This is a genomic window from Bacteroidia bacterium, from assembly GCA_033391075.1.
In the GTDB taxonomy this organism is placed as follows: Bacteria; Bacteroidota; Bacteroidia; order J057; family J057; genus JAWPMV01.
The window spans coordinates 989,438-1,009,949 of record JAWPMV010000001.1; the positions used below are offsets into that span (position 1 = coordinate 989,438).

Below are 20,512 nucleotides of genomic sequence, written 5' to 3' on the forward strand. Positions count from 1 at the left end.
CACCTGGATTTGAACTTATCTTTTCCCTGACTAAAAGACTTAAAATTCAAAGCACAAAAAAAGCCTTTCATTTAGGATGAAAGGCTTTCTCTTATATCTTTTCTTGCTTATTGTCTTACTGTGAGGACTGTATCATATAGTTCCCGATAGCGTTTTGCTTGCAGGTCCTCATGGTAGCGAGTATGCGCATCTTTTACGATCCAATCTCTGTCAAATCTATCCCCCAGGCTTAGAAACTCATCCATCGCATCAGCAAGACAGGCTCCTGAAACATCTGAACAGATCAGGCCATTTTGTTCATGCTGGATCATATCAGGTACCCCTCCTATCTCATATCCAATTACTGGCGTTCCGGTACAAATACTTTCCAAAACCGTATTAGGAAGATTATCCTCGATAGATGGGATCACAAACACATCGGCTGCAGCATAGGCCATAGCCATTTTTTCCTGGTCCTTGATCGTACCCAGGTGGTAGAAATTAGGGATATCATGCAAAGCATGCCCTTCTTCCACTTTCCCCACCGCACAAAGATAGAAGTCATCTCTTTTTAGAATCTCCAAAGCTTCCAGGAGTAAGTGAAATCCCTTCCTACGATTGGTGATTACTTCTGAAACAAAGAGAATGGCTTTTTTATCACTAGGTATTCCAAAAGCCTGCTTGGCTTCCAGGGGATCGTATTTCTTGAAAATTTGGGTGTCTAGTCCGTAAGGAATATTATGATGGGGAAATTGTCCCAGCACCTCACTGTTTTTGGAGCATTCCATCAACCATTTCGAGGGCCCAACAATATGCATGTTTTGTCCCTGTACAGCTTTTTTCTTGAGGGCTAATTGATCTTTGAGGAGATCAGCATAAGAATCAAAAAGAAATTCTTTTTCATAGTGATTTCCTCCTCCGAAGGGCTCCATATCATGAAGCGTCCAAACAATAGGCTTTTTATTCTTTTTGAAGAAGCTGCTATAGTCTAGAAAACGAGCCACCCAATGGAAATTGATGAGGTCGGCTTCTTTATACAAACGGCTATTGCTTATATCGCAGAATTGTCTGGAAAAATTGAAGGGTTGGAAATTACTCGCTCGCCCTTTAAGCTTGAGTTGATTTCTCTTATTGTGCGCCCGTTCCATCACATCGATGGTTTTTCGCTTCAATCCTGTCCCATAGGTATCCGCATAGAACTCATAGCTCTCGGGAATTTGCGGATTTTGCTGCCGCATGACAAGGAGCTTGGAGTCTACCTTTTGTTTGAGCAATCCCATATGGAGACGGATACCGGCATTGGCGGCCCCTCCCCAGTCAAGGGTGGATACGTGAAGAATTTTCATACAGTGAAAACTTGTCTTTCTGATAATAATCTTTTAGAAAAAGTACGCGCTGCTTTAGCCAACGCAAATTTGATCGAATGACATTTTTGGTAGAAAAGTCATTCTGGTACTTGTAAAAATGGGCGAGCGCTTTACGAGCACCTTCATGTTCCTCAATCGATTTGGGAACCTCTATTTTCAGGCTGTTTGCCAGTTCTTCAACCAGCATGGGATCTTTTTTATTGTTTTCTGAGTTGTAATGTGTACCACTTCCATCAAATCCTATATTTTGGATAAGGGACTGTCTGGGCGAAAGGCAGAGTCCCTGATTGAAGTAGATGCTGCTAAACCATTTGATGGCCCAGGAATTATGAGTTCCATTCAGGTTGCCTTTTAAATAGTTGTGAAATTTGATCGAGCCTCCCAGATTGAAATCTTCGAGGGCTTTTTCATCCAGCAATTTCTGCAGCAGATATAAAGAGTCCGAGACATATTTTTCCCAGGAAGATTTCCAGGTGCCCCATCCCCAACAGCTCATGAACTTCAGGAAAAAAGTATCCGGAAGTCCCTGGCGATCTATGTCTGGCATGTAGGCCGAAATATGCATGACCTTTTCTATTGATTCATATTTATTGAGCGCTTCGTTCATATAGGCTAAAAATCCTGGGGAAGCTACAATGTCATCTTCTAATACGATGATTTTTCCATGTACATCCAAAACCTCTCCAACTCCTTTAACTATAGATTTTGCCAGTCCCCGATTCGCATCGGATTCTCTGATGACAACTTCTTTACACCACTGCTCTGAACGTATCGCTTCCCGCAACTCCCGAATCTTCTCCAACTCTTTTTGTGACGCACTTTCTCTTGGGCCGTCAGCATATATATAAAGCACAGATGAACTAGCTTCAGGATTCTCTTTGAGTGCCCGTAGCGTCGCCAAACTGTGTTCGGGTCTATTGTAGACAAATAAAACAATTGGTGCGAATTCTTCCATAAGAAATTGCCTTAGCAGCTTAAAAATGCGGCTAAACAGGATGATACGATAGATAGAGGAGCTTGGGGAAATAGATGTTGTAGACGAATATCTTAAGCATTAAGTCAGGGAACAAGATTAAAATAGCAAATATTCTGCCGAATTTAAAGGAGACTGAAATGAAGCAGAGGAAAGAAAAATTCAGGCATATGCAAAGTTTTCAATTCTTATAGATAAAGGGCTTGATTATTTTCATCACCTAAAATAAAGGCATTCTGAACAAAAGACTGAATACGCACTGTATGACCTATTCAGGATGTATTTTTGTCCGTTCAACTGTCATATATTAAGCCTGTTAGCTTTTTGAATAATTTGCGAATGGAAAAAGTAGATTTAGCTCTACTTTTTGGATAAGAAACAATCGGTCTTTTGGACCGAAAATTGATATTAGGTAGGAATTAGAAGTAATCCTTTTAGAAAAATTCAAATAACAGAGATTTTCATCCTTTATGTGTGGAATACTAGGCGCAATCCCTAAACAAGACGAAACCACTTTTCTTCATGCTCTGAATTTAATGGAACACAGGGGACCAGATGGTTTTGGGACCTGGCACGATGAATCCAATCAGGTAAGTTTGGGCCATAGACGTCTGTCCATCCTTGACCTCTCGGAAAATGGGAAACAACCCATGTTTTATGATCGCTTTGTGATCACCTTCAATGGAGAGGTATTCAACTTTACAGAAATAAAGATCGAACTGGAAAGCAAAGGCTACCAGTTTCGCTCTGATTCAGATACAGAGGTAATTCTGGCTGCCTACATGGAGTGGGGAGCAGATTGTCAGCAAAAGTTCAACGGTATGTGGGCTTTTGCGATCTGGGATAGAGAAAGAAGAGAACTTTTCCTTTCCAGAGACAGATTCGGGATCAAACCTCTTTATTATGCAATTATAGGACAGCAATTGGTATTTGCTTCCGAAATGAAATCGATTTTTCCTTTTCTTCCTCAATTGCGGGTATCAAAGGACTTTGAATTCTGTAAGAGCAATATGTTTGATTATGAAACCACGGATAAATGCCTGGTAGAAGGAATCAAACGCTTCCCTGCAGGACACTTTGCAAAAGTTTCTTTGGACAATGTGAGTTCATTGGAGCCGGTGCGTTGGTGGAATACCCTGGATAGTATTTATGAAGTAGGGGATAATTATGAAGAGCACGTAGAGCGCTTTAGAGAACTTTTCTTTGACGCGATAAAAATACGGATGCGTTCTGATGTACGTATTGGTACAGCTTTGAGTGGAGGAGTAGATTCCAGCGCTGTGATCTGTGCGATGGCCAATATCAATCGTGCCGGAGATAGCCGGGTTGCCAATGATTGGCAGAATGCATTTTGCGCCACTTTCCCCAATACCATGCTGGATGAAAGTCGCTATGCCAAAATGGTAACCGATCACCTGGGGATCAATGCCGTTTTCAAGGAAATCAATCCAGTGAAAGGTCTCGACAATCTGGAAGAATATCTATGGTTGTTTGAAGAAATGTACCTCACCAGCCCGATTCCCATGATCGAGATCTATAAGACGATCAAGGAAAATGGCGTAACGGTAAGTATCGATGGACATGGGGCGGATGAATTGATCGCTGGATATGGAGGAAATATGTTTGATGCGGTGATGGATTCGCCTTTCAATTTCTCCAAGATCCAGAATCTGGTCAATACCTTTGTGGATTACATGGATTTCGAAGAAGAAGGAACCCTGTCCAAAAAAATGGAATTGTATCAGCGAGGCTATAAGCAAGTCGCTGTAAGATATAGAAACCTCTTCCTGAGAGATGGAAATAAAAGTGGAGATCCTCAAAGAGATAAGTTGGGTCATTTCAACAAGTATCTCTATGCTGAATTTCACGAAAAAGTATTACCTACTCTCCTGAGAAACTATGACCGCTACTCTATGGCGGCAAGTGTTGAGATTCGTATGCCATTTATGGATCACAGACTCGTTAGCTACTGTTTCTCATTGCCCTGGCATAGCAAGCTAAAAGGAGGATATACGAAATCTGTTCTTCGTCAGGCCATGGATCCATATGTGCCTCAGGAGGTCATTTGGAGAAAGAGCAAGATTGGTTTCAATACACCTTTCGCCGAATGGATGAAAGGATCATGGAAGGAATATCTGCTCGATATGGTTGCTTCTTCAGATTTTAGCAATTCTGATGTTGTGGATTCTGCAGCTGTAAGAAAGCAAATCGAAGGAGTTATCCTCGGAAATGCAGTACAATATAATGCAGGCAAGGACGCTTGGGTCTCCTTGATGCCTTACCTCTGGGAAAAATCGGTATTGAAAGCATATCGTAAGCCAGCCGTTCTTTAGCAACATACCTACCTGTTTTTGGGGTATAAAGGTAATGATGCTACATCATTTGAATTTGTGTGGATTGTATGAATAAGCGGAAAATGTCTTGGCTAAGTTAATCGGAGAATTAAACAAGTTTGTAAGCTCAGAAGGCTTCAAACGGTATTTTAGGAACACTTCCTGGCTCTTTTGGGGAAAGATCATCCAAATGGGAATGACCTTTCTCATAACAGCCTATGTGGCCAGATATCTGGAGGATGATGGCTTTGGTCTACTCAATTATGCTGAGAGACTGGGGACTTTCTTTGTCATGTTTGCGGCACTAGGTATGCAAAGTATTCTTGTCCGTAATCTGGTCAAGGATAAGGAGAAAAAAGGGAAAATTATCGGAACGGCTATCATCATGCGGATGATAGCTTCTTCGGTAGGCATAGTGGGGTATTTCCTCGCATTACCCTGGATTCCCCACGATTACCAAACCAATGTACTGGTCATCCTCGTCATAACTGGAACGATCTTCCAGTCATTTGATGTCTTTGACTATTATTATCAAAGTGAAGTAAAATCTCAGTATACCGTTCAGGTTCGAATCGCCTCTGTCCTTTGTATGGCGGCCTTTCAATTGGTCCTGATTTATATGGAAGCTCCCCTCTTATGGTTTGGAGTTGCGATTTTGCTGAGAACTACCTTGATGGGTATTGGGCTTGCAGGTATCTACTTCGCACAATTTGGTAGCCTCAAGGATTTGAGTGTTGATCCCAAATATGCCCTCGGTTTATTGAAAGATTCCTGGCCACTGATCTTCTCGGATTTGGTAGTGATCTTGTATATGACCGTGGATACCATCATGTTGAAATTCATGTTGGGAGATTCTGCAGTAGGGCAATATTCTGCTGCGCTGCGCTTTTCCTCTGTATGGTACTTCATTGGTCCCATTTTGACGGGTTCCTTATTCCCTGCCATCATCAATGCGCAGAAGAAGGATCCGGAATTATATAAGAATCGACTTCAAAACTATTATAATCTGATGGTTTGGGCCGCTTTGGCCATCACCATCCCGATGGTGATTTTTGGACCCTGGGTACTTACCCTTCCCTTCTTATTTGGGGAGAAGTATGCTGAGGCAGGACCCGTTCTGGTGATTCATATCTGGACCCTGGTATTTGTATTTCTGGGAACGGCCAGTAGCCGACACCTGGTAGCAGAGAACCAGCAAAGAATGGAACTTAATCGTACCTTGGTAGGGGCTGGGTTTAATGTCATTGCCAACTATTTTTTAATACCCAGATACGGGATCATAGGAGCTGCTTATGCAACTCTGGCTTCACAAGCAGTGGCCTCTTATCTGGCGTATATGTTCTTTCCAAAATTTTGGTATGTGTTCCGTATGCAAACTCGGGCCATATTATTAGTTGATATTTTTAAGAAGCTCAAAAGATAGACCCGAACAACATGCAGGAAACTGCGTCATATACACCTGCTTTGGTGATTGTAGCTTATGATCGCCCCAGATCCCTGGAAAGACTTCTGGGATCCGTTAGTCGTGCTTTCTATGAAGGAGAAGTACCGATGGTGATAAGTATTGACAATGGAGGAGATCCGGAGGTACTGGCTATCGCTGAGCAATTTCAGTGGGAACATGGTCCCAAAGAAGTCATTTATCGCGAGGAAAACCTTGGACTGAAAAATCACATACGTACCTGTGGAGATTTGAGTGAAAAATTCGGTTCCATCATCATGTTGGAGGACGATCTATTTGTTTCTCCCTGGTATTATGAATTTAGTCGTAAGGCCTTAAATTTTTACGGAGAAAGTGAGCATGTTGCAGGTATAGCCCTGTACAAAGCTCGTTTGAATAATAATGCACAGAAACTTCCCTTCTTCAGTCTGCAAGATGGAAATGATGTGTATTTCAGCCGCATGGTTTGCTCCTGGGGACAGGCGTGGACTGCGGAGATGTGGAAGGGTTTCAGAGCCTGGGATAAGCATTATACAGGTGTCCGGACAGACCTTCCTTTGCCCCAGAGCATCATCAATTGGAAAGATTCTTCCTGGGTGAAAATCTTTACCCAATACCTCATTGAGACCAATAAGTTCTTTGTATATCCTCAGCTTTCCTATACAACCAATTTTGGAGAAGCCGGGGAAAACTTCACGCAACTAGAGACCTATTTTCAGGTGAATATGCAAATGGGCCGCATTGAGCCCAGATTCTGCACATTTGAAGACTCTCTGAGCGTGTACGATATATTTTATGATATTCTACCCGACCGATTGAAGCGCATGGCGCCCCAATTGGATCAATATGATTTTGTGGTGGATCTGTATGGAATCAAACCTTTGGAACAATACTCCTCGGACTATGTCCTCACACAGGTTCCTGTAGAAAATCCCATCATGAGTTTTGGCAGGAGCCTGGTCCCCTTTGAAATGAATGTGGTGCATCAGGTAGCAGGTAGAGATATCCACTTGGCTAAGAGAACAGATGTCATGCAAATGGCAGGGAGCTGGGATCCTATTTACAATTTCTATTATTCCCATATTCCCCTGAAACCTCTTACCAAACTTGCCAGTCAAAAGCTGAAAGAGAAAAAACCTTTTAATCTGATTTTCGACTAAGATTATCCAATAGGCCCTATGGTTTATGTTTTAATATATTTCTTTCTGATCAATCTGAGGCCTCTTGTAGGTGCCAGTGGGACAGGGGTAATACTGAAATTCCTGCCCAATGCCATCCTGCTGTATGGTGCTTTAAGGTATTTTGTGATCGGGAAAGGAAAACTCTTTTTCCCTAAAGTATTCAAAGAATCGCATTTTCATTCCTGGATGCTGTTCCTTACCATTTTTGTGATAAGCTTACTCCGAACAGCTTATCCCTCAGCAACGGCTATAGGAACCTTCAATGACTTCGTATCCATCTTTCTGATCAACCTGTTGGTCTTTGGATATGTGGGGAGTCAGGTGCGGAAAACGGGAGATTTTGAGAAAGTATTGAATTCAACGGCCATATGGATCATTGCGATACCTGCTTCGGTCATATTATGGTATGTAATCATCTATGCCATAGGCTACAATCATCCTTCTGCCATGCTGCAAAGAGGGGGTGAATTGGCAGTAGTATTAAAGTTGGTAGGAATAAAATTTATCAAAAAGGCGGTTCCCTATACCTGGGGGATGCACCCCAATACCATAGGTATTTTTGCCGGAGCCACCTTTACTATGGGAGCGGTACTCTTTTATCTGACCAAACAGAAAGGGAAAACTCGTACCCTGGTTATTGCAATTATTCTTGTTTGTTTGGCTTTTATGCTGGTCGCTGACTCACGGGGTACCTTTCTGATGGTTTTCTTTGGGGGAGCGTTTTCGGTCATGGCCTATCATTTCAAAATGACAGGATTCCTGCGAGCTTTCGTCTTAACCGTTCCCTTATTACCCTTCGCTTTTGTTAGCTTGATGGGAGTAGTAGGAACTTCGGATGCTGCTGCCGAAATGTCCCGTACTGGTAATGCGGATAATGTGGCAACTATGTCTGCACGGACCCTTATCTGGGATGAATGTATGAAAGAGGTTGCAAAGCCTAAACCGGTACACCTGGTAGGTTGGGGTGAACATGGGGAATCTCCCTCAGGGGTTGCAGCGCGTTACGCACCTATTTTTGGATCGGGATATCCGGAAGGCTATACCCTGATCGTTACCCATAATCTATTTTTCCAGTGTTTCTTTGATATTGGATATCTGGGGATTATTATTTTCCTGGGCTCCCTTTTATTAGCTATGAACAATGGTTTATTCCTCTATAAACGAGGCTATAAGGTAGGCCTGGTCTTTGTCTCCCTCATCCTCTATTACGTATTGTCGGGGATTCTGGAATCCAATTTCGGCAACCACAACCGATCCTATAATGAGGTCATGATGATAACGGTAATGGCTGTTATTGCATTGAAAAACGAATACATCAGGCTTCAAAGAATCTATGAAATAGAACAGGAAGAATTCTTCTTGTAAAAATAGTTCAAATGAAAAGCCGGGGCTTGATTCAATCAGGTCCCGGCTTTTTGTATGAACAAAGGTCGGCCAGATGGCCGACCCTCTATGCGAAATTCAGATGTTTATATACTTATTTCATGAATTTGCGGTACTGAAGCATGCCATTTGTACTGTTCAATCTGATCAAATACATGCCCGCAGACAAATGACTAAGCGAGATTTGTAAATTTTCGCTTGCTAAGCCTGGAGTTCCTGCCTGAAAGAAAAGCTGCTGACCATTGAGAGACAGAATTTCCATACTATAGGCTGTGTTCTCAGGGTTTGAGATTGATATCCTCAGCTGATCTTCCCGGGGAAAATACTGACTGCTGAATGTCAACATGCCATCAGCTTCAAAACTGATCTCTACGGTTTGGAAGATTTCAAAAGCTCCATTAAAATCGACCTGACGAAGTCGGTAAAAGTTGCTCCCTTCCAGAGGATTTTCGTCAATAAACTGATAATCGAGCCTATTGCTGCTATTTCCTGCTCCGGATATCTGACCGATGGGTAGAAATGATAAGTCAGACCCGGCTCTTTCGATCTGGAAATAGTCATTGTTTATTTCCGTGTCAGTAGTCCAATCCAGGATTGCATTTCCTCCCTGGAGGCTCACGCTGAAATGACTCAACTCAACGGGAAATACAGTTACTGAAAAAGAGGAAATACTGGCAGTATACCTGGGGTTGTTTCTCCCAGTCCAATTTGCTTGATTTCCAATGGCCGCCAATATCGTAGATTTCGCTCCAGAAGTGGTAGAGAAATCAAAGCTAATGTTGTCGTATTCATCCTCATTTCCACTTCCTGAGCCAAAGGCAATGGCATGTGTGCCATTGGTTAGACCCGAAGGCAGTCCTGAACGATTGGGATCATTTGCTGCCCCACCCGTCTGCCAGACCGTACTGTTTGTTTGTGCAGCATAAATGAAGTCAGGATTGGTATCGAGTCCCTGATATACAAGTACCTGATCACCATTTCCAGCAAGAGCCATGCCCGTATCAAATACACTTATGCTACCTGGACTTCCTGATCCATCACCCAAGGTTACAACCCAAGTGTCTGTGCCCGTTCTGGTAAAACTTAAAACAGTTCCAGCTGCATATGGCCCATCATCTGCTGTCCAGGAGAAAGAACCTTCTCCAGACCGCAACATTGAAGTGTTGGGTAACCAACCTCGATCAGTAAAATTTATTATCGTATTGAGTTCAATTGCCGTCAGCAAGACAATCGTGAATTCGTCATTATTGTCCGTGTTGATTCTGACTACAGCAACATCTCCGGCAGTAAGCGCGGTTTGGGCAAAAATAGAATTGCTAAGGTTTGAAAGTAAGCTAAAGATGAGCAATAAAAATACTAGGTAAAGTTTTTTCATGCGTTAGATAAGTAAGTAAAGTGTTTCTAAATATAGTAAATTATTTTATTTGTATAATAATGTTTATGTATTAAATGTGCTTATTTTAGTAATAATCCAGCGAAAACAGGCCTATACTTATTTAAAGGACTAATTTTTCCCTGATATTTTGTATGTTAGTCAAGCGAACCATAAGACCTTAGATTTTTACGCTTTAATACTGACACCACATGTCTACTAATTCTCGCAGAGCTTTCCTGAAAAAAGCAGGAACAGGTTTAGCTGCGGCTACCTTTATTCCATCTACATTTACCATCCTCAAAGCCAAACCTCAATTGTCAGAGGAGATCATCGGCCATGGTAAATACCGATACCGGGTTCACAAAGCCTGGGGAGATCTGAATCCCTCCAATACTCCGGTAAATAATTGCCACGAAATGGTCATGGACTCCAAGGGAAGGTTGATCATGGTTACGGATGAAACCAAGAACAATATTTTGGTCTATGATAAATCCGGAAAACTTCTGGATTCCTGGGGACATGAATATCCGGGAGGACATGGATTGACTCTTTGGGATGAAGGAGGCGAAGATCGTCTCTTTATTTGTGATCCGGGTCTGGACAAGGTGTTTAAGACCAGCATCGATGGAAAAGTGCTCCTGACCATTGAACATCCCAAAACCATCGGAGAGTACGAAGATGATTGGGCCTTCAGCCCGACAGAGACAGCGATTGGTCCCAATGGAGATATATATGTTGCTGATGGATATGGCTCCCAGTACATCCTTCAATACAACAGCAAGGGAGAATTTATCCGCAAGTTTGGGGGTAGGGGAGATAAGGATGAGCAATTTGCCACGGCCCATGGCGTTACCCTGGATACCCGCGATTCTAATAATCCGACCCTTCTGTGCACCTCACGGGCTCATAATGCATTCAAAAGATTTAGCCTGGATGGAAAATATCTCAGCACAATCTTCCTGCCCGGAGCTTTTGTATGTCGCGCCGTGATCGACGATGACAATCTCTATGCAGGAGTTTGCTGGTCGAGAAAGAGATATTATAACCGGACACCTGATAGTGGATTTGTCACCATCCTGAATGGGGAGAATAAAGTAATTTCAAATCCCGGAGGTAGCAAGCCCAAGTATCGTAAAGGTGAGCTACAGATGATGGTTCAGGAACAAAATATTTTCAATCACTGCCATGATGTTTGTATCGATGAGGATAAAAACATTTATGTATGTCAGTGGAATGCAAATAAGACCTATCCCATCAAATTGGAAAGAGTATAAGGTGATTGTAAAGAGTTTGAGTACCCTAAGCTCAGCTCCCTGTTTATATGGATAGAACTATAGCAATAAGTGAGTTCCCGGAATTGATGCAATTCGGGGATACCGGCCCTTTTGAATTATCAATCAATAAAAGGGAAGAAGAAAAGGACCTTCTCATTTACAGCATTTCTTTAAAAACGGATAGGAAAAGTTCCCCACAGCCCATTACACTCAGGTGGAAATTGCCCTCCAGGCACGTAAATGGTGTTTGGAAACCCGGGGGATTGCATGATAAACGTTTGCAATATGACTGGGAGTTGGAGCATGTCAAATCCCGTATTTCGGTAAATGCGCCGGTAGTATCTGTTTTTGGGCATGATGATCGCAATGTGATCACATTCGCTTGCTCGGATGCTATCAATCTTTTGGAAATGAATGCGCTGCTGAGAGAAGAAGATCAGCATTTATATTGTCATCTGGCTTTGTTTACAGAAAGGCATCCCGAGATATTCGAGTATTCTGCAGAGTTGCGAATAGATGTCAGGGAGCAAAGCTTCCATCAGAGTTTGAAAGATTGCTCACAATGGTGGGAAAGTTTTGAAGCTTCACGACCTGCTCCTGTACCTCCTCTTGCTAAACTTCCTCTTTATTCTACCTGGTATAACTTTCATCAGGATTTGGAAGAAGAGATTTTGTTGGAAGAGTGCCGGATCGCCAAAGAGATGGGCTATGATTTGATCATCCTGGACGATGGATGGCAAACCATGGATACCAATCGTGGATATGACTATACCGGAGACTGGCAGCCAGATCGTTTTCCGGATATGGCAAGTTTTGTGGAAAAGGTCCATGAAACAGGCATGAAAATCGGGATTTGGTATTCGGTTCCTTTTTGTGGAAAGAAGTCAAAAGCTTATCAAAAGTTCAAAGGTAAATTTCTAACTGAAAATCACCGCTGGGCTCCCGTTTTTGATCCTCGCTATCCCGAGGTCCGGGAGCACCTGATCGGCTTATATACCCATGCGGTAAAACATTGGAAGCTGGATGCATTGAAACTGGATTTTATTGATGATTTCCAGGTATATCCGGAAACCGTATTGACTTCAGAGGATGGTAGGGATTATGCCAATGTAAATGAAGGAGTGGATCGCCTGCTGGAAGATGCCATAAAAGCCCTTACAGAAATACGGCCGGATATAGCCATAGAATTTCGTCAGCAATATATAGGGCCTGTTATGCGAAAGTTTGGCAATATGTTTCGCGCATTTGATTGTCCCATAGATCCAGTCTCCAATCGGATCAGAATCACAGATGTCAAACTGCTTTGTGGAGATTCTGCTGTTCATTCAGATATGCTTATCTGGCATCCGGAGGAGGAAGTTGAAGTAGCAGCCCTTCAGTTGCTCAATGCTTTTTTTGGAGTACCTCAAATGTCTGTTCATCTCAGGAATACCTCTGAGCAGTATTTACAAATGATCCGTCACTACACTTCATTTTGGAAACAGCATGCTGATCTGATTATGCATGGGAATTTTATCCCACACAATCCTCTGGGTAACTATCCTTTGCTGGAAGTTGAGAAAGACGGCCATCGCATCATTGGGGTATATGATGAAATGCTTGCCCCTATAGGCGATGCTAGGATCAATGATCTGCTCAATGCAAAGAGCTCAGCGAATCTTGCCATCCGATATGATGGACCGGAAAGTATATTTTTAGTCCGAAGCTGGGATTGTAAAGGGCATCTAAAGTTGAGTAAGGAATTGAATTTGGGGAAAGGCCTCTTCGAATTGAGTGTTCCGCCAGCCGGAAGGCTTCGTCTGGAGAAAGTACAACAAAGCATGTAATCATATGATTTATAGGAGCTTTTCTGGAGATTAGGATTTGTCAATACTTATTGTCATTTTTACCATTAGTCTCTTGAAATCTTTTTTTGATGAAAGCTCAAACTACCCTACTACTAATGGTTCTGCTATCAGCATGGATAGCAGGATGTTCCCCCAAAGTCACTGAATCCCGAGAGGTCCTTCCCCAAGGAATGGATGATTTCTATGCCGAGGACTTCCATATTGGTGCGGCAATCAATCGTGCCCAGATCTTGCAGACTGATAGCATGGCTGCTCAATTATTGAAGCAGGAGTTTAACAGCATTACACCGGAGAATATCATGAAATGGATGTATATCCATCCCGGTCCCGATAGTTTCAATTTCGACATGGCAGATCGCTTTATCAACTTAGGGGAGTCCCAGGATAAGTTTATAGTGGGACACACCCTTGTCTGGCACAGTCAATTGGCTCCCTGGGTCGAAAGTATTATAGATGATAAAATATTCGAAGCTTCTTTCGACACACATATCCAGGAAATTGCGGGTCGATATGCCGGGAAGATTGATGCCTGGGATGTTGTGAATGAGGCTTTGAATGAAGACGGAAGTCTACGGAAGTCGATCTTTCTGGAAAAGATGGGAGAGGATTATTTAAGCCGGGCTTTTAAGCAGGCTGCAGGAGCAGACCCCAATGCGGAACTTTATTACAATGACTATAATCTTTGTCAGGAGAAGAAGCGGGCTGGAGCGATAGCCTTGATTAAGCAATTGCAGGAAGATGGCTGTAAAGTTGATGGAGTTGGCATTCAGGCTCATTGGAGCCTTTTAGGACCTTCTATTGAGGAGATAGAGGAAAGTATTCTTGAATATTCTGCCCTGGGAATAAAAGTTATGTTTACTGAACTGGATGTTACGGTGCTTCCGAATCCCTGGGATTTGCAGGGAGCGGAGGTCAGTCAGAATTATGAAGGCAGCCCTTTTATGAATCCCTATCCGGAAGCATTGCCGGATTCTGTTCAGGAAGCATTGGCAAAGAGATATGAAGATATCTTTATGTTATTCCTGAAACATAAGGATAAAATAAGCCGGGTGACTTTCTGGGGCGTACATGATGGCCAATCCTGGCTCAATGGATGGCCGATAAAAGGTCGTACAAATTATCCCTTGATCTTTGATCGGAATTATCAGCCCAAAAAAGCGTATGAAATTCTCAGAATATTAAAAATACCCTCCTGATCAGTATATAATCTTATTACTTCTACTATGGAAGCGACTACTTCTATCTCGCACAAACTTTCAGTTAAGGAGAAGATTGGATATGCGCTGGGCGATCTCTCAGCCAATTTGATTTTCCAAACCCTGATGACTTTCCTGGCATTCTTTTATACAGATGTATATAAGATTCCCTCTGAAACGGCAGGTGTTATCATCTTTCTGGGTGGATTTGTAGGAGCCTTTTTCAATGTGATTATGGGAGCGATTGCCGATCGAACCCATACGCGTTGGGGGAAATTCCGACCCTGGATTTTATGGACAGCTGTACCCTTTGGGGTGATCGCTATGTTGGCCTTTAGTACACCTGATTTTGGTCCAAATGGAAAGGTGGTTTATGCTCTCATCACGTATTTCTTATTGGTTATTGTTTATTCCGCCAATAATCTTCCTTACTCTGCCTTGAGTGGTGTACTGACAGGAGATATGGCTGAACGAAATAGTCTTTCCTCCTACCGCTTTGTTGCGGTAATGGTTGCACAATTTATTATTCAGGTGCTCCTGCTTCCTCTGGTATTGATCCTTGGAGATGGAGATCAGGCCGCAGGTTTTAAAGATACCATGACCATTTTTGCAGTTGTCGGAGTTATCTTTCTTCTCATCACTTTCCTTACTACCAAAGAACGGATCATTCCTGCACCCGAGCAAAAGTCCAGCATTTTGCAAGACCTGAAAGACCTCAGCAAAAATAAACCCTGGGTAGCCATGCTGGTAATGACCATATTGATATTCATTACCCTGGCACTCAAAGGGGGAATGTACATTTATTATTTTCAGAACTACCTAAGCGAAGCTCACATGCTCAGTTTTCTGGCTGACATCGGCTTTAACGGCTTCATCGATAGTTTAAACGGACTGCTAAACAGCATGGGTCTGAGCAACTTTCAATGGCCAGAAGATGCTCCTACTTCCGCCTTCAGTTTATTCAATGCTGGTGGGATCATTTTTATGATTGTTGGAATCATGTTTTCCAAGCCTTTGGCAGATAAATATGGAAAAAGGGACGTTTTTGGGATCGGCCTTTTATTTTCCGCACTTTTTCTCATTCTCTTTTATTTCTACTCACCTAGCTCTATTGGACTGGTTTTTATAACGCAAATTCTGCACGGATTTGCCTATGGAATCACGATCCCTTTACTCTGGGCTATGATAGCAGATGTAGCAGACTACTCTGAATGGAAGAATGATCGCCGCGCCACAGCGATCATCTTTTCTGCCATGATCTTCGGACTGAAAGCAGGTTTAAGTATTGGGGGAAGTTTGGTCGCCTGGTTATTGGCAGGATATGGATATGAAGTAGAAGCAGCCACTCAAAGTGCCAGTGCCATAAATGGGATAAACCTTTCTATCAGCATTTATCCAGGCCTCATCTTTATCATGGCGGTAGCTTGCCTTTTCTTTTATGAAATCAACAAAAAGATGGAACTCCAGATAGAGGAAGAACTGAAAAAACGTAGAACGTAATTTCTTTTTATATGCCAGAAGATAGCATAGACCATATTGATTTTGATGAACTGGATCGCAAAGCGATATCAGCCCCTTTGGTTGACCACCTTTTTACAGCCGATCCCTCTGCCCATGTATTTCAGGGGCGGATTTATATTTATCCTTCTCATGATATAGATGCGGGAATCCCATTCAATGATAATGGAGATCACTTTGGGATGCGGGACTATCACGTATTTTCTATGGATAGCCCAGGCTCCGGTCTTATTGATCATGGAGTTGCCCTGGATGTACAAGATGTTCCCTGGGCAGAAAGACAAATGTGGGCGCCGGATGCAGCTGAGAAGGGCGGCAAGTACTATCTCTATTTCCCTGCAAAAAGAGCCGATGGCATTTTTCAAATTGGAGTGGCCATAGCTGATCACCCGGCTGGTCCTTTTATAGCAGAAGCAGAGGCTATAAAGGGTAGTTATTCGATAGATCCTGCGGTTTTTGAGGATGAAGGGAGTTACTACCTTTATTTTGGCGGAATTTGGGGAGGACAGCTTCAAAAATATCGGAACAATCGCTATGAGGAGGATAATGAGGAGCCTAAGCCCCATGAAGCTGCTTTAGGACCTATTATGGCCCGACTAAGGGCTGATATGAAAGAAATGGTAGAAGAGCCTCGAGAGTTGCAAATTCTGGATGAAGATGGAGAGCCTTTATTAGCCGGAGACAATGATCGGAGATTCTTTGAAGCTCCCTGGGTCCATAAATATAAAGGGAAGTACTATTTTTCCTATTCTACGGGAGATACCCATTTTATTTGTTATGCCATTGGAGATAATCCTTATGGACCCTTTACCTATGCTGGCAGGATTTTAAACCCGGTAGTCGGATGGACCAGTCATCATTCAATTTGCGAAGTGGAAGGCAAATGGTACCTCTTTTATCACGACTCCAGTCTGTCGAAAGGAATAACTCATTTACGCTCCATGAAGATGACTGAGATTCACTATGATGATCAGGGCTATATCCAGACGATTGATCCCTATGTAGAGTAATTAAAGGTAGAAGGAGGAATAAGAAATGTAGAAATGAGGAATCCTCCTCGACCCCCAATATCTAAAACCCAAATTTCCCAATACTTTACTCCTGAACCCATAATTTTTTGAACTCCTGTCCGTCAAACTGTAACAGATAAATGCCCGCTTCTTCTGGACCAGGGAAGGTTCTGACTGTTGTCAGACTTTCATAAATCAATTTTGCCCGTAGATCATAGATGCGGACATAAGCTTCTTTATTTATGCGAATTTGCTGATTTATCTGAACAGGATTAGGGCCAAATAAGATGCGATCCGATGGCTGACTTCTCATAGTCCTGCTACCGCTATAGGTGATTTGTCCATTTTGATCTATCATCTTTAGGCGAAAGAAGAGTTCCTCCGCTGGCCATTCTTTTTCTTCGTAGACATCCAAAGCTTTTTTATCAAAAAAATATATCTCCTGTACTTCTTCGAATGCCTGATTGTCTAGAGAGCGTTCGAGGAAAGCCCGTTCATTGTCAAATTCAGAGATGAGGTTCCAATAGATCTTATTTCCCCTCACTTCAAAATTCAGAATTTCGATAGGAAAGATTAGATCCAAGCCCTCCCACCAGCTCACAGCCAGACTTCTCCCATTGCCATACACATTGGCGATGGGGTAGTAAGGAGTCCCATTGGTTTTAAAAACCTGCTGACCAACAAAAATGATGTCATCCGGCCTAGAGTTAAAGTTAAGGCGGATTTCATTTCCATTATGCAAGCTTACCTGGTTGGCAACGATGATCGTACCATTACTGGTTCTCCCATAAAAAGCTCGATTGGGTGTACCTTTTCTAAATACAACAACATCGCTGAGGGTGAGCCTTGCCTGACTTTGGATGGCATCCCAACTGATAGATTGAATTCGGATGGGTTCAAGTAAAGTTGACTGCCCAAGATAATGGGCGCGGAGGCTTTGGCCTAGTCTGGGAGCAAAATCCAGAATAGCTTCACTTTCCCAATGCCTGAGGTCATCCTGCATTTTTCCCAATTGTGTAGAACTGATGTATTTAGCCTTTGGACCTTTTTGAGCAGGGAGTTCTTCGATGATTTTGGCATTGAGGGCCACCCAATCAATATTCTGCATACCCAGCTCCTGTTCTCCAGCTGGAAAATTATCTGCAAAGTAGAGCTGATCGGCTTCCGGAAAAGCCGAAAGAATATGATCATACAACATACTGTAATCGCTACTCATTTCAGTCTCCAATTGTGCCCGGGTCTTATTGCCAATCGCTACAGCTATATCATTCCCTCCTGTCCATACCATGATCCAGCTTGGAGAAAAATTGGGGATAGCTGCTAATTGATTGATTTGTCCTACGCAATCTTGTATTAAACTAGAGGAAACTGCCTTATTATTAAGCAGGATATTGGCATTTAGCGAATCGGCCGCTGCTATAGCCAGAAGAAGACCCGTCCCTCCAATGTAACCGGGAGCAGAAGAATTATTCGCTTGAGCAGGAACATAAGTCCAATTACCCAGATTATTTAAATGAGAGACCCATACTTTATCCTGAACTATGCTGGTATCATTTCCTGCACCTGCCATCAGAGAGTGTCCCACTGCTCCCAGATGAATACCAACACTCAGATTGTCTATTTCAATTTCCTCTGTAGGAGTTTTTACCTTGAGTGAATAAGTCGCATAGGGATTTGCCATAAACTGGGGAATCTCCACTTCCAAATCATGAATACCTGTGGAAATACTATGAAAAGTAGTATCCTGATAGCCATTACCCGATATAATCATCTCAATGCTGACGAGATTGCTGGTCTGATTGTCTATCCTGCTTTCGCCTACTCCATAGCGAACACTTCCCAAATCTGAATCAATAGGAAAAATGTAACCTTCCGTAGGTGCACTCAGGATATTTACCTGATTTTGGGCAAAAAGTTGAGGAGATGATAAACAGAGAAAAAGACCTAGGTAAAGGCGTATCATAGAGGTCTGAGCAAGCATGAGCGGTTTGTGTTAAGTCTGAGCTAAATTTTGTTACTCTGTCCGGAAACGGCAAAAATCAAAACTCGATCTGGATAGAATTTATAGACTTCTATCCTTGCTATTCGATGTGTTGGAATTAGTATTCTTAAGTAGAGAAATGAGTTCCGAAGGAAACCTGAACAAAGCTAAAATTGAAAGAATACCTGAATAAAAGCAAAGCTTGAATTAAAATCAATTTTTGTCTGCTTGATTTTACCAAAAGCTGAAATTTTACCATTTGCGAAGGAGATATTGCGGAACAATTGCTTATTTCTACCAAATATGCCTTGACTATTTCTATCTATTGATTTACTTCCTAATTTCGTATTACTATTGCCTCCCAATATTGCTATCCTCTACTAATTCATAGACATTTTTTAAGGGTCTGAGTGAATCGAGTATTTATCCTTAGGGCTCGAATTCAATTTCAGACTGATGAGACACAGTATACAGTAAAATATTTTATCAGCAATCTCATTATTGATTCAGGAGGGGAGTCTTTCGGGGCTCAACTCCTGGATTTTTTGCACGACAATTTCTGAATCTGTAAAAATGGTTCCCAGGATTCCGCCCAATTTGTAGTTGTCAAAACCAACGAAATACAATCCTTGATGAAAGCTATCTGAAATGGCTTGTTTCGGGCAGCCATATTTATCCAGAAGCTCAGCCCCTTTTTCTACAAAATCTTCCACATTCGCCGAATAGCCTGTAGCGAGAATGACAGCATCAAAATCATGATACTCCCCCTTTTTGAACTGAAGGCCTGTTGATGTAAAATGATCAATTTCTCCTAAGACCTTGATTTTTCCCTCCTTGATAGCCTGAATCGTCCCGATATCTACTACCGGAGTTTTACCTGTTTCACGTAGCTGGACAGCCGGATGCATTTTGGAGGATTCCAGATTGTATTTACTGAGATTGCCGAAATAGATTTTTCTAATCTGGGTTCCCAACCAATCACCAAAGCCAAAAGGCAACTTGGCCAATTGCTTGGAGGTAACTTGTACGGGCCGGCCGTTGAGGTCGCGAGGAACTACCGAAATAGGACTGCGAACTGATATATAGGTTTCTACTTCATGTTCAGCGAGATCCAGGGCAATTTCGGCTCCTGTATTTCCCATACCAACCACCAAAACCTTTTTTCCCAGAAATGGCTGAGGATTTTTATAAACTTTGCTATGGCTAATCTCTCCCTGGAATGATTCCTGTCCTTCCCATTTCGGTACATTGGGTACGCGATTGACACCTGTAGCGACGATCACATGTTTGGTCTGAAAACTTTGACCACTTTGAGTCTGTACTTCCCATAGCCCTTCGCCAGCTTTATTGATGGATCGTACTTCCTGCCCGAACTGAGGCTTGATCTCAAACTTTCGGGCATATTGTTCAAAATAATCCAGCAGTTTTTGTCGGGAAACATATCGAGGATAGTCCTCCGGAAATTCCAAATGGGGTAAATGAGAAAGTTCCTTTACGGTATGCAGATGCAGTCTGTCATAGTGATTGTGCCAGGCATGGCCGAGTTGATCACTTTTCTCCAGGAGGGTATAAGGGATTCCAGCCTTCGAAAGCCTTCCTGCACAGGCCAGTCCTGCCGGACCTGCTCCAATGATGATAGTACTAGTAGTCAAAA

General features: G+C 42.5%; 14 protein-coding genes. 9 read left to right on the forward strand and 5 right to left on the reverse strand.

Annotated elements, in window-relative coordinates; translation table 11 throughout:
* Positions 1–107 precede the first annotated feature (107 nt).
* Positions 108–1,325 carry a glycosyltransferase gene (locus tag R8P61_03895; GenBank protein MDW3646183.1) on the reverse strand — a complete coding sequence of 406 codons (1,218 nt, stop codon included), beginning with the start codon at positions 1,323–1,325 and terminating at the stop codon, positions 108–110.
* Positions 1,297–2,301, reverse strand: a complete 1,005-nt coding sequence (locus R8P61_03900) for a hypothetical protein (protein ID MDW3646184.1) — start codon at positions 2,299–2,301, stop codon at positions 1,297–1,299. The genes R8P61_03895 and R8P61_03900 overlap by 29 nt, the downstream gene beginning before the upstream one ends.
* 488 nt (positions 2,302–2,789) lie before the next feature.
* Between R8P61_03900 and asnB the strand changes: the two genes are divergently transcribed.
* From asnB to R8P61_03920, 4 genes are all read left to right on the forward strand, one after another.
* Positions 2,790–4,652 carry an asparagine synthase (glutamine-hydrolyzing) gene (gene asnB, locus R8P61_03905; GenBank protein MDW3646185.1) on the forward strand — a complete coding sequence of 621 codons (1,863 nt, stop codon included), beginning with the start codon at positions 2,790–2,792 and terminating at the stop codon, positions 4,650–4,652.
* Between the two features lie 88 nt (positions 4,653–4,740).
* On the forward strand, positions 4,741–6,075 hold the full coding sequence (locus tag R8P61_03910) for a flippase (GenBank protein ID MDW3646186.1): 1,335 nt from the start codon (positions 4,741–4,743) through the stop codon (positions 6,073–6,075).
* Positions 6,076–6,086: 11 nt separating this feature from the next.
* Positions 6,087–7,253, forward strand: coding sequence for a hypothetical protein (locus tag R8P61_03915; protein MDW3646187.1), 1,167 nt, complete (start codon positions 6,087–6,089; stop codon positions 7,251–7,253).
* A gap of 18 nt (positions 7,254–7,271) precedes the next feature.
* Positions 7,272–8,639, forward strand: a complete 1,368-nt coding sequence (locus R8P61_03920) for a hypothetical protein (GenBank protein MDW3646188.1) — start codon at positions 7,272–7,274, stop codon at positions 8,637–8,639.
* 112 nt (positions 8,640–8,751) lie between these two features.
* Here R8P61_03920 and R8P61_03925 read toward each other — a convergent pair whose 3' ends face one another.
* Positions 8,752–10,032: a T9SS type A sorting domain-containing protein gene (locus R8P61_03925; GenBank protein ID MDW3646189.1), complete on the reverse strand. Its 1,281-nt coding sequence runs from the start codon at positions 10,030–10,032 to the stop codon at positions 8,752–8,754.
* Positions 10,033–10,241: 209 nt separating this feature from the next.
* Between R8P61_03925 and R8P61_03930 the strand changes: the two genes are divergently transcribed.
* The 5 genes from R8P61_03930 to R8P61_03950 all read left to right on the forward strand — a co-directional run bounded on the left by R8P61_03930 (position 10,242) and on the right by R8P61_03950 (position 16,877).
* Positions 10,242–11,306 carry a 6-bladed beta-propeller gene (locus R8P61_03930; GenBank protein MDW3646190.1) on the forward strand — a complete coding sequence of 355 codons (1,065 nt, stop codon included), beginning with the start codon at positions 10,242–10,244 and terminating at the stop codon, positions 11,304–11,306.
* Positions 11,307–11,353: 47 nt separating this feature from the next.
* The gene (locus R8P61_03935) at positions 11,354–13,132 is read left to right on the forward strand and encodes an alpha-galactosidase (GenBank protein ID MDW3646191.1); all 1,779 of its coding nucleotides are present in this window, start codon (positions 11,354–11,356) and stop codon (positions 13,130–13,132) included.
* Between the two features lie 89 nt (positions 13,133–13,221).
* Complete coding sequence (locus R8P61_03940) at positions 13,222–14,349, forward strand: endo-1,4-beta-xylanase (protein MDW3646192.1); 1,128 nt, start codon at positions 13,222–13,224, stop codon at positions 14,347–14,349.
* A gap of 27 nt (positions 14,350–14,376) precedes the next feature.
* Positions 14,377–15,849 carry an MFS transporter gene (locus tag R8P61_03945; protein ID MDW3646193.1) on the forward strand — a complete coding sequence of 491 codons (1,473 nt, stop codon included), beginning with the start codon at positions 14,377–14,379 and terminating at the stop codon, positions 15,847–15,849.
* Between the two features lie 11 nt (positions 15,850–15,860).
* Complete coding sequence (locus R8P61_03950) at positions 15,861–16,877, forward strand: glycoside hydrolase family 43 protein (protein ID MDW3646194.1); 1,017 nt, start codon at positions 15,861–15,863, stop codon at positions 16,875–16,877.
* Between the two features lie 85 nt (positions 16,878–16,962).
* Here the strand turns inward: R8P61_03950 and R8P61_03955 are convergent, their stop codons facing one another.
* Positions 16,963–18,840: a hypothetical protein gene (locus R8P61_03955; protein MDW3646195.1), complete on the reverse strand. Its 1,878-nt coding sequence runs from the start codon at positions 18,838–18,840 to the stop codon at positions 16,963–16,965.
* Between the two features lie 524 nt (positions 18,841–19,364).
* Positions 19,365–20,510: an NAD(P)/FAD-dependent oxidoreductase gene (locus R8P61_03960; GenBank protein MDW3646196.1), complete on the reverse strand. Its 1,146-nt coding sequence runs from the start codon at positions 20,508–20,510 to the stop codon at positions 19,365–19,367.
* Positions 20,511–20,512: the final 2 nt, after the last annotated feature.

What these genes read in the sequence shown, in the direction of transcription:
- R8P61_03900 (MDW3646184.1), bottom strand. Translation starts at nt 2,301, where the DNA reads ATGGAAGAATTCGCACCAATTGTTTTATTTGTCTACAATAGACCCGAA.
- R8P61_03915 (MDW3646187.1), top strand. Translation starts at nt 6,087, where the DNA reads ATGCAGGAAACTGCGTCATATACACCTGCTTTGGTGATTGTAGCTTAT.
- R8P61_03930 (MDW3646190.1), top strand. Translation starts at nt 10,242, where the DNA reads ATGTCTACTAATTCTCGCAGAGCTTTCCTGAAAAAAGCAGGAACAGGT.
- R8P61_03895 (MDW3646183.1), bottom strand. Translation starts at nt 1,325, where the DNA reads ATGAAAATTCTTCACGTATCCACCCTTGACTGGGGAGGGGCCGCCAAT.
- R8P61_03945 (MDW3646193.1), top strand. Translation starts at nt 14,377, where the DNA reads ATGGAAGCGACTACTTCTATCTCGCACAAACTTTCAGTTAAGGAGAAG.
- R8P61_03935 (MDW3646191.1), top strand. Translation starts at nt 11,354, where the DNA reads ATGGATAGAACTATAGCAATAAGTGAGTTCCCGGAATTGATGCAATTC.
- R8P61_03940 (MDW3646192.1), top strand. Translation starts at nt 13,222, where the DNA reads ATGAAAGCTCAAACTACCCTACTACTAATGGTTCTGCTATCAGCATGG.
- asnB (MDW3646185.1), top strand. Translation starts at nt 2,790, where the DNA reads ATGTGTGGAATACTAGGCGCAATCCCTAAACAAGACGAAACCACTTTT.
- R8P61_03925 (MDW3646189.1), bottom strand. Translation starts at nt 10,032, where the DNA reads ATGAAAAAACTTTACCTAGTATTTTTATTGCTCATCTTTAGCTTACTT.
- R8P61_03955 (MDW3646195.1), bottom strand. Translation starts at nt 18,840, where the DNA reads ATGATACGCCTTTACCTAGGTCTTTTTCTCTGTTTATCATCTCCTCAA.
- R8P61_03950 (MDW3646194.1), top strand. Translation starts at nt 15,861, where the DNA reads ATGCCAGAAGATAGCATAGACCATATTGATTTTGATGAACTGGATCGC.
- R8P61_03920 (MDW3646188.1), top strand. Translation starts at nt 7,272, where the DNA reads ATGGTTTATGTTTTAATATATTTCTTTCTGATCAATCTGAGGCCTCTT.